This is a genomic window from Escherichia albertii NBRC 107761 = DSM 17582 (assembly GCF_000759775.1).
GTDB lineage: Bacteria > Pseudomonadota > Gammaproteobacteria > Enterobacterales > Enterobacteriaceae > Escherichia > Escherichia albertii.
Window position 1 is genome coordinate 18400 of record NZ_BBMY01000018.1, and the last position, 14620, is coordinate 33019.

At 50.2% G+C, this 14620-nt stretch carries 11 protein-coding genes and 1 pseudogene; 4 read left to right on the plus strand and 8 right to left on the minus strand.

Going from position 1 to position 14620, the window contains the following annotated elements; genetic code table 11:
- The first annotated feature begins 193 nt into the window (after positions 1–193).
- Positions 194–1139 (plus strand): annotated as a pseudogene (locus EA14781_RS05295) (hypothetical protein).
- 915 nt (positions 1140–2054) lie between these two features.
- The gene (locus tag EA14781_RS05300) at positions 2055–2399 is read left to right on the plus strand and encodes a hypothetical protein (protein WP_002430202.1); all 345 of its coding nucleotides are present in this window, start codon (positions 2055–2057) and stop codon (positions 2397–2399) included.
- A gap of 97 nt (positions 2400–2496) precedes the next feature.
- Here EA14781_RS05300 and sucD read toward each other — a convergent pair whose 3' ends face one another.
- The 8 genes from sucD to sdhC form a co-directional block, all read right to left on the minus strand.
- Positions 2497–3366, minus strand: coding sequence for a succinate--CoA ligase subunit alpha (gene sucD, locus EA14781_RS05305; RefSeq protein ID WP_000025461.1), 870 nt, complete (start codon positions 3364–3366; stop codon positions 2497–2499).
- Positions 3366–4532, minus strand: coding sequence for an ADP-forming succinate--CoA ligase subunit beta (gene sucC / locus EA14781_RS05310; protein WP_001048618.1), 1167 nt, complete (start codon positions 4530–4532; stop codon positions 3366–3368). Before sucC ends, sucD begins: the two co-directional genes overlap by 1 nt.
- Before the next feature lie 261 nt (positions 4533–4793).
- The gene (gene odhB / locus EA14781_RS05315) at positions 4794–6008 is read right to left on the minus strand and encodes a 2-oxoglutarate dehydrogenase complex dihydrolipoyllysine-residue succinyltransferase (protein WP_000099867.1); all 1215 of its coding nucleotides are present in this window, start codon (positions 6006–6008) and stop codon (positions 4794–4796) included.
- 14 nt (positions 6009–6022) lie between these two features.
- Entirely contained in the window at positions 6023–8824 is a 2802-nt protein-coding gene (gene sucA / locus EA14781_RS05320) for a 2-oxoglutarate dehydrogenase E1 component (protein ID WP_001181485.1), read from the minus strand.
- Positions 8825–9374: 550 nt separating this feature from the next.
- On the minus strand, positions 9375–10091 hold the full coding sequence (gene sdhB, locus EA14781_RS05330; protein ID WP_001235263.1) for a succinate dehydrogenase iron-sulfur subunit SdhB: 717 nt from the start codon (positions 10089–10091) through the stop codon (positions 9375–9377).
- A gap of 15 nt (positions 10092–10106) precedes the next feature.
- On the minus strand, positions 10107–11873 hold the full coding sequence (gene sdhA, locus EA14781_RS05335) for a succinate dehydrogenase flavoprotein subunit (RefSeq protein ID WP_000775548.1): 1767 nt from the start codon (positions 11871–11873) through the stop codon (positions 10107–10109).
- Positions 11873–12220, minus strand: a complete 348-nt coding sequence (gene sdhD / locus EA14781_RS05340) for a succinate dehydrogenase membrane anchor subunit (RefSeq protein WP_000254369.1) — start codon at positions 12218–12220, stop codon at positions 11873–11875. Before sdhD ends, sdhA begins: the two co-directional genes overlap by 1 nt.
- Positions 12214–12618 (minus strand): succinate dehydrogenase cytochrome b556 subunit, encoded by a 405-nt coding sequence (gene sdhC, locus EA14781_RS05345; RefSeq protein WP_000263352.1) that lies wholly within the window; start codon positions 12616–12618, stop codon positions 12214–12216. Before sdhC ends, sdhD begins: the two co-directional genes overlap by 7 nt.
- 381 nt (positions 12619–12999) lie before the next feature.
- Here sdhC and EA14781_RS24660 point away from each other — a divergent pair, with 381 nt between their 5' ends.
- Positions 13000–13107, plus strand: a complete 108-nt coding sequence (locus EA14781_RS24660) for a hypothetical protein (protein ID WP_123057859.1) — start codon at positions 13000–13002, stop codon at positions 13105–13107.
- A gap of 205 nt (positions 13108–13312) precedes the next feature.
- A complete protein-coding gene (gene gltA / locus EA14781_RS05355) occupies positions 13313–14596 on the plus strand; it encodes a citrate synthase (RefSeq protein ID WP_000785819.1) in 1284 nt (427 codons plus the stop codon).
- Positions 14597–14620: the final 24 nt, after the last annotated feature.

Genomic DNA, 14620 nt, shown 5'->3' on the forward strand with positions numbered 1-14620 from the left:
ACGTTATTGTTTTCTCAGGAATAATCACATGAAGAGATAAATTGGATGGGTATAGTTAAACGCAGGCGGTTTTTCTTGTTGAACATAGGCAACTCTCGCCAGAGAAACGCAAAAAATGAGCGATTTTTGCAAGTTCCTTTTTCCATAGCCGAGTACGCTCAGCGCCTCGTTTAATGACAATAAGGTTGCAGCTATGAATCCTGATAATATCAGTTCTGTTATCAATCGCTTCTCTGGTTGGTCATCTAATGAGCCTCTAAAAACAGATAAGGATCTAACGACATTACCCACCACAGTGCAGGCAATAAAGATAATTGCGGCAATCCTTGACCCACATCGTATAACTGTTGGAATTGATACGCTTTATACACCGCAGCGAAAATCATTCACCTCCGAGAGTCAACAGCTTATCGAATCAGCATTAAAAACACTTCATGTAATTAATCCAAATAATTTAGAAACCAATCACGATGAAAAAGGCAACTATCTGGCTTTGGAATATAATATTGACACCCCAGAAAAAATAGCCATTTCTGTTTACAATGATAAAACATATGACAACTATGGCCAATGTCTTTTATTTTCTGATGACGAAATAAATTTATTTAACCTGATACAAACAATAATTTTTGAAACAAAGCACCAATATGTAATCAATTTAATGCTTGATCCTGAATTAATGTTCAAATTTATTTGCACAACACAACAAAGTAGATTAGATCCTCAGTTTCTGGTTCCCAATTACTTCCCAGTTAAAAATAAAAGAATTTGTCACAGAAAAAGAGATACAAACACTTTTCCATTTCCTTCAAATGAAAATTGATTTTAATATATTAACATTAGAAGAATACACAGAAATCATGAGGCCACTGCTGAAGTGTGAGCGTAGCATTCACAATAGTTGCAGGTATATTACGGGCAACGATTCAATGTCTCTGATAGAACCTCCGTCTGGTAACCAGATACATTTCCATCTTTATCCTGATGAATCAGTAACACTTTTCCTTTACTTTTCAAATAATACCTTTGAGCATTTTATCTTTAATAAATCTATCCCGAGTCAGTATCGCTATTTCGCCATGTTTACCAATATAGCAATCGTTATTGATCAACTAACCGATGCGACTAAAATACTTTAATTTCCTGTGCATCCTCTTCGCCAAATAATGATAAATAATATCAGGGGATTGATTTTATTAATCAAGGTGAAGTTCAAATAATGAAACCATCGCAACTCTCTTACAATGTTTCTACTGTTAAAAAATATACTCCAAAAAAAGTAAATATTTAATATTCTCCATTCATTGTGGCATTCGAACGATGACCTGACTTATCTGAACGAATGTCTGGCATAATTACACCCGACGCTCACAAAATCAATATGCTTAATTTAACTTTTAGAAAAAGTGATATTGTTGGCAAAATATTTTCTCATTTGAACATATGAATATGATGATATTGCAAGATGTCAGCAATTTAATTATCTGAGAAAATATTTTTCTGCTGCTAAGCATTAGCGTAATAGCCCATAATGCAAACACGCTACCGCCACCATAACATACTGATAAATAGTAGCATTTAAAGGAATAGTTTTAATTATTCATGCCAGAGCAATGTTATATTATCATTTACACATATATCTATTTCATCATCCATGATGATGATGGAGCAACCAGGTTAAATACATGAGGTAAAAAATATGCTTACAATAAAATATAAAAATACTCTTCCAGAAGAATATATATTGGGCGTTCTACAAAGTGGTATACACAATTGACATCCTTTATAGCAACAGAGGTCTGCAAGATTCTGCATTTTTATCTTGTATTCGTCTCGTCACAACATAAACTCCCTGCATTTGCTTACTTGCGCAAAAGGCGGCAACGTTCCTGCACAAGCAACATCGCTTCATTAACTCAGACATCAAACGTTTATGCACATCAATTATGAATGTGGCGTTGTCATTTCCAGAAACATAATAAGCAAGCAAATAATAACCAATAACGCATAGTTGGGGCCAGGGTACCGGACAGTGGCAAGCCGGGCTGGCCGCAGTGGTCGTCGATACGATGCCTCGCTGGCTGCGGGGAGCATTGATACAGTGGCAGAAAAGTTTCACTGGCGATAATGACAGAAACCACGTTGAGACAGCCACTCTGCAACCGTTTTTGATCTACAAAATGTCCAAAGGCTGGTTTTTGCGTTCCAGCGGAACATGGACGTGGAATGTGAAAACGGACGATTATTATATCCCGGCGGGGTTGGGGATTGGTCGTGCTATGCCGATTGGCAACTATATTGTGAACAGTTTTATCGAGCCTCAGTGGACCGTTGCGCACAGCGGGGATTATCAGCCGCAGTTCACAATCTATGCAGGCATTAGCATTATGCTGAAATAAAAAAGGCCATCATAAGATGGCCAACCATGTCGAAACCGACAGCCCTTCGCTATTCCTGTAGAGGGAAGCAGCGAGGGCTATTTCTTATTACAGGTATTTATTTCAGAACAGTTTTCAGGGCTTCACCGATGTCAGCCAGGCTGCGAACAGTTTTCACACCTGCGGCTTCCAGGGCAGCGAATTTCTCATCCGCAGTCCCTTTACCACCGGCAATGATGGCCCCAGCGTGGCCCATACGTTTACCTTTCGGAGCAGTCACACCGGCGATGTAACCCACAACTGGCTTGGTAACGTGCTCTTTGATGTACGCCGCCGCTTCTTCTTCTGCACTACCGCCGATCTCACCGATCATCACGATCGCTTCGGTTTGCGGATCTTTTTCGAACATTTCGAGGATGTCGATAAAGTTAGAGCCAGGGATCGGGTCGCCACCGATACCCACACAGGTCGACTGACCGAAACCGTAATCCGTGGTCTGTTTAACCGCTTCATAGGTCAGTGTACCGGAACGGGAAACGATGCCCACTTTACCTGGGCGATGAATGTGCCCCGGCTGGATGCCGATTTTGCATTCACCTGGAGTGATTACGCCAGGGCAGTTCGGGCCAATCATGCGTACGCCCGCTTCGTCCAGTTTCACCTTCACGGTCAGCATATCCAGCGTCGGAATACCTTCAGTGATGGTGATAATCAGTTTGATGCCTGCATCAATAGCTTCCAGAATGGAGTCTTTGCAGAACGGTGCTGGTACGTAGATAACAGAAGCGGTAGCGCCAGTGGCAGCAACGGCTTCACGCACGGTGTTGAACACTGGCAGGCCTAGGTGGGTGGTGCCGCCTTTACCTGGGGTTACGCCACCAACCATTTTGGTGCCGTATGCAATGGCCTGTTCAGAGTGGAAAGTTCCCTGGCTACCAGTAAAGCCCTGGCAGATAACCTTGGTATTTTTATCAATTAAAATGGACATTATTTCCCCTCCACTGCGGCAACAACCTGCTGAGCTGCATCCGTCAGACCTTTTGCTGCAATAATATTCAGGCCGCTGTCAGCCAGTTTTTTCGCGCCGAGTTCGGCGTTGTTACCTTCAAGACGTACTACTACCGGTACGTTAACACCCACTTCCGCTACCGCGCCGATGATACCGTCAGCGATCAGGTCGCAACGAACGATACCGCCGAAGATGTTAACCAGAACGGCCTTCACTTTGTCGTCAGAGAGGATGATTTTGAATGCTTCGGTTACGCGCTCTTTGGTTGCGCCGCCGCCAACGTCAAGGAAGTTAGCCGGTTCGCCGCCGTGCAGTTTAACGATGTCCATGGTACCCATCGCCAGACCTGCGCCGTTAACCATACAGCCGATGTTGCCATCCAGCGCAACGTAGTTCAGTTCCCACTGTGCAGCCTGCGCTTCACGCGGATCTTCCTGAGACTGATCGCGCATTTCGCGCAGCTCAGGCTGACGGAACAGTGCGTTGCCATCAGCGCCCAGTTTGCCATCGAGGCAAATCAGATCGCCCTGTTTGGTGATGACTAGCGGGTTAATTTCGATAAGCGCAAGGTCGCGCTCCAGGAAAATGGTCGCCAGGCCCATGAAGATTTTGGTGAACTGCTGAACCAGTTTACCTTCCAGACCCAGTTTGAACGCCAGCTCGCGTCCCTGATACGGCATCGGGCCAGTCAGCGGATCAAGCGCGACTTTGTGGATCAGGTGCGGAGTTTCTTCCGCCACTTTTTCAATTTCCACGCCGCCTTCGGTGGAAGCCATAAAGACCACGCGGCGAGAACTACGGTCGACAACGGCACCAAGATACAGCTCTTTAGCGATATCGGTTGCCGCTTCAACCAGAATCTGGTTAACCGGTTGACCACTGGCGTCTGTTTGATACGTTACCAGACGCTTGCCCAGCCAGTTTTCTGCAAAAGCACGGATGTCTTCTTTGCTGTTTACCACTTTCACACCGCCCGCTTTACCGCGGCCACCAGCGTGAACTTGACATTTTACTACCCACGGACCGGCACCGATTTTTGAAGCGGCTTCTTCTGCTTCGCGCGGAGTAGTACAGGCATAACCTACCGGCACTGGCAAGCCTGAGCTCGCAAAAAGTTGTTTTGCCTGGTATTCATGTAAGTTCATGTGTTCTGTCCATCCTTCAGTAATCGTTATCTTTTAAACCGTAGACCGAATATGACGTATCGCGTCCGGGTACTGTCGATCACCCGTAGGCCTGATGTCGCATCAGGCATCGCTTGTCGGATGCGGCGTAAGCGCCTTATCCGACCTACATTGGTGATCACCGTAGGCCTGATAAGACGCATTAGCGTCGCATCAGGCTTCGATTGCCGGAGAAGTCAATAATGTCTTATCCGGTCTACAGTGCAGGTGAAACTTAAACTACTACACGTCCAGCAGCAGACGTGTCGGATCTTCCAGCAACTCTTTGATCGTTACCAGGAAGCCCACGGATTCGCGACCATCGATCAGACTGTGATCGTAGGACAGCGCCAGGTACATCATCGGCAGGATCTCAACCTGACCATTCACCGCCATCGGGCGATCTTTGATAGCGTGCATACCCAGAATTGCGCTCTGCGGCGGGTTGATGATCGGCGTAGACATCAGGGAACCGAACACACCACCGTTGGTGATGGTGAAGTTACCACCGGTCAGATCTTCAACCGTCAGCTTGCCGTCACGGCCTTTAATCGCCAGTTCTTTGATTTTCTTCTCGATGTCTGCCATGCCGAGAGTATCGACATCACGCAGAACCGGCGTTACCAGACCACGCGGTGTAGACACCGCCATACTGACATCGAAATAGTTGTGGTAAACCACATCATCACCGTCAATAGAAGCGTTCACTTCCGGGTAACGTTTCAGGGCTTCAACTACCGCTTTCACGTAAAAAGACATAAAGCCCAGACGGATACCGTGACGTTTTTCAAACGCTTCGCCGTACTGCTTACGCAGATCCATAATCGGCTTCATGTTGACTTCGTTGAACGTGGTCAGCATGGCGGTGGAGTTTTTCGCTTCCAGCAGACGCTCTGCCACACGTTTACGCAGGCGAGTCATCGGAACACGTTTTTCGCTACGAGCAGCCAGGAGTGGTTGCGCCGCCGGGGCTGCAACTGGCGTAGGCTCTTTCGCCGGGGCTTTCGCCAGATGTTTTTCTACATCTTCACGGGTCAGACGCCCCCCCACTCCGGTGCCTTTAATGGCGCTGGCGTCGAGGTTGTGCTCAGCCAGCAGACGACGGATTGCCGGGCTTAATGCATCGTTATTTTGCTCTTCCAGAGACGCCTGCTGACGCTGCGCCGGAGTGGATGCTTTCTCTTCAGATTTGGCACTGGTTTCTTTACCGGCGCTATTGCCTTCACGCAGGCGCCCCAGAATCTGACGAGACGTTACGGTTGTACCTTCATCTTCCAGAACCGCATCCAGAATGCCGTCTGCTGATGCCGGTACTTCCAGTACCACTTTGTCAGTTTCGATTTCTACCAGCACTTCATCACGTACGACTGCGTCGCCGGGTTTTTTATACCAGGTTGCGACGGTGGCATCGGCTACGGATTCAGGCAGGTCAGGGACCAGAATATCTACGCTACTCATTATGTATCCTTTATTTATTCGACGTTCAGCGCGTCATTAACCAGATCTTGTTGCTGTTTCTGGTGAACGGACATATACCCTACCGCCGGAGAGGCGGAGGCCGGGCGGCCTGCATAACGCAGAGAAGCCCCAAACGGAATCACTTCACGGAAATGATGCTGGCTGCAGTACCATGCGCCCTGGTTGAGCGGCTCTTCCTGGCACCAGACAAAATCCTTGACGTGAGCAAACTGCTGCAACACTTCCTGCATCGCTTTATGCGGGAACGGGTAGAGTTGCTCGATACGCACAATGGCGACATCGTGTTGATTGTTCTTACGGCGTTGTTCCAGCAGATCGTAATAAACCTTACCAGAACACATCACTACGCGCTTCACGCCCTTCGGATCAAGCTCGTCGATTTCACCGATGGCTGGCAGGAAGGTGCCGTTCGCCAGCTCTTCGAGACTGGAGACCGCCAGCGGATGACGCAGCAGCGATTTCGGCGACATCACGACCAGCGGACGGCGCATCCCGCGCAGCGCCTGACGACGCAGCATGTGGTAAACCTGTGCCGGAGTAGACGGTACGCAAACCTGCATGTTTTGCTCGGCGCAAAGTTGCAGATAACGTTCCAGACGCGCGGAGGAGTGCTCCGGCCCCTGCCCTTCATACCCGTGCGGCAGCAGCATTACCAGACCACACATCCGACCCCATTTCTGTTCACCAGAAGAAATGAACTGGTCGATAACCACCTGCGCACCGTTGGCGAAGTCACCGAACTGCGCTTCCCAGATAGTCAGGGTACGTGGTTCTGCGGTGGCATAACCGTATTCAAACGCCAGTACCGCTTCTTCAGACAGTACGGAGTCCCAGACACGGAACGCCCCCTGGCCGTTATGGATATGTTGCAGCGGCGTGTAAGTGGAACCGTTAGACTGGTTGTGGATCACCGCGTGACGGTGGAAGAATGTTCCGCGCCCGGAGTCTTCACCTGACAGCCGAACCGGGATACCTTCATCAACCAGCGTGGCGTAAGCAAGGTTTTCCGCACCACCCCAGTCGAACAGTTTCTCACCGGCTGCCATCGCCTGACGGTCACCATAAATCTTGGCAACACGAGACTGCATTTCAATCGCTTCCGGTATCGTGCTGATACGTTTAGCCAGCTCCTGCAGGCGCTTCATCTCAACTTTGTTCGGGTACTCTTCGTCCCATTCATGGTTGAGGTACGGCGACCAGGTGAAGGAGTGCATGTTCATCGGACGCCACTCGGCAACCACGCAATCGCCAGCATCCAGCGCATCACGGTACAGGTTAACCATCTCGGTGGCATCTTCCAGCGTCGCCACTTTTTCCTGTTCCAGCTTATCAGCGTAAATTTTGCGCGGCGTCGGATGTTTTTTGATTTTCTGATACATCAGCGGCTGGGTTGCGCTCGGCTCGTCGGCTTCGTTGTGGCCATGACGGCGGTAGCACACCAGGTCGATGAAGACATCACGTTTAAAGGTGTTACGGAAATCGAGCGCCAGACGGGTCACAAAGGCAACGGCTTCAGGATCATCCGCGTTAACGTGGAAAATCGGCGCCTGTACCATCTTGCCTATATCCGTACAGTACGGTGTTGAACGGGCATCCAGCGGGTTAGAGGTGGTGAAACCAACCTGGTTGTTGATAACGATACGTACCGTACCGCCAACTTCATAACCTCGCGCTTTCGACATGTTCAGGGTTTCCTGAACCACGCCCTGTCCGGTGACTGCGGCATCACCATGAATGGTGATTGGCAGCACTTTGTTGCTGCTCGGCTCATCGAGTCTGTCCAGACGAGCACGAACAGAACCGATAACGACCGGGCTGACAATCTCAAGGTGAGACGGGTTAAACGCCAGCGCCAGGTGCACCAGACCGCCATCAGTCTGGAAGTCAGACGAGAAGCCCATGTGGTATTTCACGTCGCCCGTGCCGAGGTGTTCTTTATGCTTACCAGCAAACTCGTCGAACAAGTCTTGCGGTTTTTTACCCAGCACGTTCACCAGCACGTTCAGACGACCACGGTGCGCCATCCCAAGAACGACTTCACGGGTACCACTGTTGCCCGCGTGGCGGATCATCTCTTTGAGCATCGGGATCAACGCGTCACCACCTTCCAGCGAGAAGCGTTTTGCACCAGGGAATTTTGCACCGAGGTAACGTTCAAGGCCTTCGGCAGCGGTCAGTTCACTTAAGAAGCGTTTTTTCTCTTCGCTGCTGAAAGTCGCACGACCAGACTCGATACGCTGTTGGATCCAGCGTTTTTCTTCGGTGCTGGTAATGTGCATGTACTCGGCGCCAATCGGGCCGCAGTAGGTTTGCTTGAGGGCTTCCAGCAGTTCGCCGAGTTTCATCGTTTCTTTGCCGCTGGCAAATGAACCGACGTTGAAGGTTTCCTGGAAGTCTGCTTCGGTCAGATCGTGGAAAGACGGATCCAGATCGGCCACTTTATCTTGCTGCCACAGTCCCAGCGGATCGAGATTCGCATGCTGGTGACCACGGAAGCGGTATGCGTTAATGAGCTGCAGGACTTTAACCTGCTTCACATTGGTGTCAGGGTCGGAGATCGTTGAAGAGTAACGTGAAGCGTCTTTCGCCAGGCGGCGGAAATATTCACGCGTTTGAGAGTGGAATTGATCCGGTTTGACTCCCGTACCAGGTAACTGCTGGAACGTCGAACGCCAGTTAGCGTCAACCGAGTCAGGATCGGTTAAGAAGTCTTCATAGAGCTGTTCTATCCAGCTCTGGTTTGCGCCAGAGAGGTAAGAAGAGTCCAACCAGGCTTTCAAAGCGCTGTTCTGCATCGTGATCCCTTAAGCATCTTTTTTATGCTTACTTCGCCGTGGATACTACCACGCACATTTCACATCAGATGTGCGTGCCGGGGTTCACTTGTTGCGGACTTGTCGTGTTTTCTGCGTCCGCTAAGGAACCTTTAAAAACTGTCTTAGTGTCAGGGGCAGTTTTTAAAGATTTCCTGCAATTCTTTTGTAGGCCGGATAAGGCGTTCACGCCGCATCCGGCGCTGGTTGCCTGATGCGACGCTTGCGCGTCTTATCAGGCCTACGGTTTCTGCATTCCTTTTGCAGGCCGGATAAGGCGTTCACGCCGTATCCGGCTCTGGTTGCTTGATGCGACGCTTGCGCGTCTTATCAGGCCTACGGTTTCTGCATTCCTTTTGTAGGCCGGATAAGGCGTTCACGCCGCATCCGGCTCTGGTTGCCTGATGCGACGCTTGCGCGTCTTATCAGGCCTACGGTTTCTGCATTCCTTTTGTAGGCCGGATAAGGCGTTTACGCCGCATTCGGCTCTGGTTGCCTGATGCGACGCTTGTGCGTCTTATCAGGACTGGGTTTACGCATTACGTTGCAACAACATCGACTTGATATGACCGATGGCGCGCGTCGGGTTCAGCCCCTTCGGACAGACACTGACGCAGTTCATGATGCTGTGACAGCGGAATACACTGAATGCATCGCTCAAACCGTCGAGGCGACTGTCAGTCTCGGTATCACGGCTATCGATAAGGAAACGATATGCCGCCAACAAGCCTGCCGGGCCGATAAACTTATCGGGATTCCACCAGAAAGACGGACAAGAGGTTGAACAACATGCGCAGAGAATACATTCATACAGCCCATCGAGTTTTTCGCGCTGCTCTGGCATCTGCAAATGCTCGCGAGCTGGCGGATTTTGTCCATTATTCAACAAGTAAGGCTTAATTTTCTCATATTGCGCATAGAATTGTCCCATGTCTACCACCAAATCGCGGATCACCGGTAAACCTGGCAGCGGGCGAATCACAATTTTCTTGCCCGGCTGGTTAAGTGCCGAAATCGGGGTAATACAGGCCAGACCATTCTTACCGTTCATGTTCAGACCGTCGGAACCGCACACACCTTCACGGCAGGAGCGACGGAACGACAGGCTGGGATCTTTCTCTTTCAGCTGGATAAGCGCATCCAGCAGCATCATGTCGCGACCTTCTTCCGCTTCCAGGGTGTAATCCTGCATACGCGGAGCATCATCAACATCCGGGTTATAGCGATAAATTGAAAACTCGAGTCTCATTTTCCTGTCTCCGCATTAATAAGTACGAATCTTCGGCGGGAATGCCGGGCGCAGTTTCGGTTCCATGTTGACGCTTCGGCGCGTCATGGATTCCGACTCTGGCAGATACAGGGAGTGGCAGAGCCAGTTTTCATCATCGCGATCCGGGAAGTCGAAGCGGCTATGCGCGCCACGGCTTTCGGTACGGAAGTTGGCAGAAACAGCCGTTGCATACGCCGTTTCCATCAGGTTATCCAGTTCCAGGCACTCAACGCGCTGGGTGTTGAACTCGCTGGAAGTGTCATCCAGACGGGCATTTTTCAGACGCTCGCGGATAACTTTCAACTGCTCAAGCCCTTTCGCCATCGCATCACCTTCACGGAAGACCGAGAAGTTATGCTGCATACATTCTTGCAGTGCTTTGCGAATCGCCACCGGATCTTCACCATTACGGTTATTGTTCCAGCGGTTCAGACGATCCAGAGACGTTTCTACATCAGACTCGCTGGCATCGCGCAGTGCGCCCTGCTCGGCGATAGACTCTTGCAGATGCAGACCTGCCGCACGACCAAATACTACCAGGTCCAGCAGCGAGTTGCCGCCCAGACGGTTAGCGCCGTGTACCGATACACAAGCGATTTCACCAACGGCAAACAGCCCCGGAACAACCACATCTTCGCCTTTCTCATTCACAGTCAGCGCCTGACCGGTCACTTTGGTCGGAATACCGCCCATCATGTAGTGACAGGTTGGGATAACCGGAATCGGCTCTTTCACCGGATCAACGTGAGCGAAGGTACGGGAGAGTTCAAGGATACCCGGCAGACGGGATTCGAGAACTTCTTTACCCAGGTGGTCGAGTTTCAGTTTTGCGTGTGGTCCCCACGGACCATCACAGCCGCGACCTTCACGGATTTCGATCATGATGGAACGCGCCACCACGTCACGGCCCGCCAGGTCTTTGGCGTTCGGCGCGTAACGCTCCATAAAGCGTTCACCATGTTTGTTCAGCAGATAGCCGCCTTCACCACGACAACCTTCTGTTACCAGTACGCCTGCACCTGCAATGCCGGTCGGGTGGAACTGCCACATTTCCATATCCTGCACCGGTACGCCTGCACGGATAGCCATGCCGACACCGTCGCCGGTGTTAATGTGGGCATTGGTGGTGGACTGATAAATACGCCCTGCCCCGCCAGTTGCCAGCACAGTCGCGCGGGCTTTGAAGTAAACCACTTCGCCAGTTTCAATACACAGTGCGGTACAACCGACCACTGCGCCATCCTGGTTTTTCACCAGATCCAGCGCATACCACTCGGAGAAAATAGTGGTGTGGTTTTTCAGATTCTGTTGATAAAGCGTGTGCAACAGTGCATGACCGGTACGGTCAGCCGCTGCCGCAGTACGTGCCGCCTGCTCGCCACCGAAGTTTTTCGACTGACCGCCAAACGGACGTTGATAAATACGACCATCATCAAGGCGCGAGAACGGCAGGCCCATGTGTTCCAGCTCCAGAATCGCTTCCGGCCCGGTTTTACACATATATTCAATCGCGTCCTGGTCACCAATATAGTCCGACCCTTTCACGGTGTCGTACATATGCCATTCCCAGTTATCTTCGTGGGTATTACCCAGCGCAACGGTAATACCGCCCTGCGCTGATACGGTATGGGAACGGGTCGGGAAGACTTTAGAGAGCAGCGCACAGGTCTGCCCGCTCTGGGAAATTTGCAGCGCCGCGCGCATACCTGCGCCGCCGGCACCAATCACAACTGCATCAAATTCTCTGACTGGCAATTTCATCACACACCCCACACCACAACGAATCCATAAATCACGTAACCCCCCAGTGCAACGACAATCACCAGTTGCAGCATCAGGCGTAAGGCCAGCGGTTTAACGTAGTCGGTCAACACCTGCCACATGCCAATCCAGGCATGAATCAAGATGGAGAACAGCGCCAGCAGTGTGAACACTTTGGTGAACGCAGAGGCGAAGAAACCGATCCAGACGTCATATGTCAGTTCGCCACTGGTAGCGAAAAAACTGACCATATAGATGATGTAAAGCGTCAGGACGATAGCAGTAGCGCGAACGAGGATGAAATCATGTACGCCATTGCGTCCTAATGCGGAGGCGTTGCTTACCATACGAGGACTCCTGCGAGAAGTGAAAGCACGACAGTGATAACAAAGGAGATTTTGGCAGAGCGTTTACCCGCTTCGAATGTTTCTTCCAGATGGCCAAAATCCATCATCATGTGGCGAATACCTACGACGACGTGATATGCCAGAGCGGTAAGGATGCCCCACATGATAAATTTGACGAAAAAGCTGCCCATAATGGCGGAAGCTTGTTCGAAACCTTCAGGAGAAGAGAGGCTGGTCCCCAGAAGCCACAGCAGGATGCCCACTGCAACAAAGGTGATCACACCGGAAACGCGATGGAGAATGGACGCTATCGCCGTGACGGGGAACCGGATGGTCTGTAGGTCCAGATTAACAGGTCTTTGTTTTTTCACATTTCTTATCATGAATAACGCCCACATGCTGTTCTTATTATTCCCTGGGGACTACGGGCACAGAGGATAACTTTCTGTTACCAGGAGACGTCGGGGATTTCCTTCCTCCGGTCTGCTTGCGGGTCAGACAGCGTCCTTTCTATAACTGCGCGTCATGCAAAACACTGCTTCCAGATGCGAAAACGACACGTTACAACGCTGGGTGGCTCGGGATTGCAGGGTATTCCGGAGACCTGGCGGCAGTATAGGATGTTTACAAAATCATTACAATTAACCTACATATAGTTTGTCTGGTTTTATCTGAAACAGTGATCTGAGTCACGATAACAACATTTATTTAATTTTCAATCATCTGATTTGACAACTATTCAACAAAGTTGTTACAAACATCACCAGGAAAAGCATATAATGCGTAAAAGTTATGGAGTCAGTATTTCACTTAAGATTAACTTATGTAACAGTGTAGAAGTATTGACCAATTCATTCGGGACAGTTATTAGTGATAAACAAGTTTAATAATTCGGATTGCTAAGTACTTGATTCGCCGTTTATTCGTCATCAATGAATCCTTTACCTGCAAGCGCCCAGAGCTCTGTACCCTGGTTTTCCCCTCTCTCACAGTGCGGCGAGCCAAATAACAAACGGGTAAAGCCAGGTTGATGTGCGAAGGCAAATTTAAGTTCCGGCAGTCTTACGTAATAAGGCGCTAAGGAGACCTTAAATGGCTGATACAAAAGCAAAACTCGCCCTCAACGGGGACGCAGCTGTTGAACTGGATGTGCTGAAAGGCACGCTGGGTCAAGATGTTATTGATATCCGTACTCTCGGTTCAAAAGGAGTGTTCACCTTTGACCCAGGTTTCACTTCAACCGCATCCTGCGAATCAAAAATTACTTTTATTGATGGTGATGAAGGTATTTTGCTGCATCGCGGCTTCCCGATCGATCAGCTGGCGACCGATTCTAACTACCTGGAAGTTTGTTACATCCTGTTGAATGGTGAAAAGCCGACTCAGGAACAGTATGACGAGTTCAAAACAACGGTGACCCGCCATACCATGATCCACGAACAGATTACCCGTCTGTTCCACGCTTTCCGTCGAGACTCGCACCCGATGGCGGTGATGTGCGGAATTACTGGCGCACTGGCGGCGTTCTATCACGACTCGCTGGACGTAAACAATCCACGCCACCGTGAAATCGCCGCCTTCCGTCTGCTGTCGAAAATGCCGACCATGGCAGCGATGTGTTACAAATATTCTATCGGCCAGCCGTTCGTTTATCCGCGTAACGACCTCTCCTACGCCGGAAACTTCCTGCACATGATGTTCTCTACACCATGTGAACCGTATGAAGTCAATCCGATTCTGGAACGCGCGATGGACCGCATTCTGATCCTGCACGCTGACCACGAACAAAACGCGTCTACCTCAACCGTACGTACCGCTGGCTCTTCTGGCGCGAACCCGTTTGCCTGTATCGCCGCAGGTATTGCTTCGCTGTGGGGGCCCGCTCATGGCGGCGCTAACGAAGCAGCCCTGAAAATGCTGGAAGAAATTAGTTCGGTTGCTCATATTCCAGAATTTGTTCGTCGTGCGAAAGACAAGAATGACTCTTTCCGTCTGATGGGCTTCGGTCACCGTGTATATAAAAACTACGACCCGCGTGCCACCGTGATGCGTGAGACCTGTCACGAAGTACTGAAAGAGCTGGGTACGAAAGATGACCTGCTGGAAGTGGCTATGGAGCTGGAAAACATCGCCCTGAATGACCCGTACTTTATCGAGAAGAAACTCTATCCAAACGTCGACTTCTACTCCGGTATCATCCTGAAAGCGATGGGTATTCCGTCTTCGATGTTCACCGTTATCTTCGCTATGGCGCGTACCGTTGGCTGGATCGCTCACTGGAGCGAAATGCACAGCGAAGGAATGAAAATCGCCCGTCCGCGTCAGTTGTACACCGGCTACACACAGCGCGACTTTAAGTCGGATATTAAGAAGTAAAAAGGATTCTCCCAAACCCTGCGT

Excerpts from the sequence above, each read along its gene's own strand:
- sucD (WP_000025461.1), bottom strand. The coding sequence starts at position 3,366 with ATGTCCATTTTAATTGATAAAAATACCAAGGTTATCTGCCAGGGCTTT.
- sucC (WP_001048618.1), bottom strand. The coding sequence starts at position 4,532 with ATGAACTTACATGAATACCAGGCAAAACAACTTTTTGCGAGCTCAGGC.
- odhB (WP_000099867.1), bottom strand. The coding sequence starts at position 6,008 with ATGAGTAGCGTAGATATTCTGGTCCCTGACCTGCCTGAATCCGTAGCC.
- EA14781_RS24660 (WP_123057859.1), top strand. The coding sequence starts at position 13,000 with ATGCGTAAAAGTTATGGAGTCAGTATTTCACTTAAGATTAACTTATGT.
- sucA (WP_001181485.1), bottom strand. The coding sequence starts at position 8,824 with ATGCAGAACAGCGCTTTGAAAGCCTGGTTGGACTCTTCTTACCTCTCT.
- sdhD (WP_000254369.1), bottom strand. The coding sequence starts at position 12,220 with ATGGTAAGCAACGCCTCCGCATTAGGACGCAATGGCGTACATGATTTC.
- sdhB (WP_001235263.1), bottom strand. The coding sequence starts at position 10,091 with ATGAGACTCGAGTTTTCAATTTATCGCTATAACCCGGATGTTGATGAT.
- sdhC (WP_000263352.1), bottom strand. The coding sequence starts at position 12,618 with ATGTGGGCGTTATTCATGATAAGAAATGTGAAAAAACAAAGACCTGTT.
- sdhA (WP_000775548.1), bottom strand. The coding sequence starts at position 11,873 with ATGAAATTGCCAGTCAGAGAATTTGATGCAGTTGTGATTGGTGCCGGC.
- gltA (WP_000785819.1), top strand. The coding sequence starts at position 13,313 with ATGGCTGATACAAAAGCAAAACTCGCCCTCAACGGGGACGCAGCTGTT.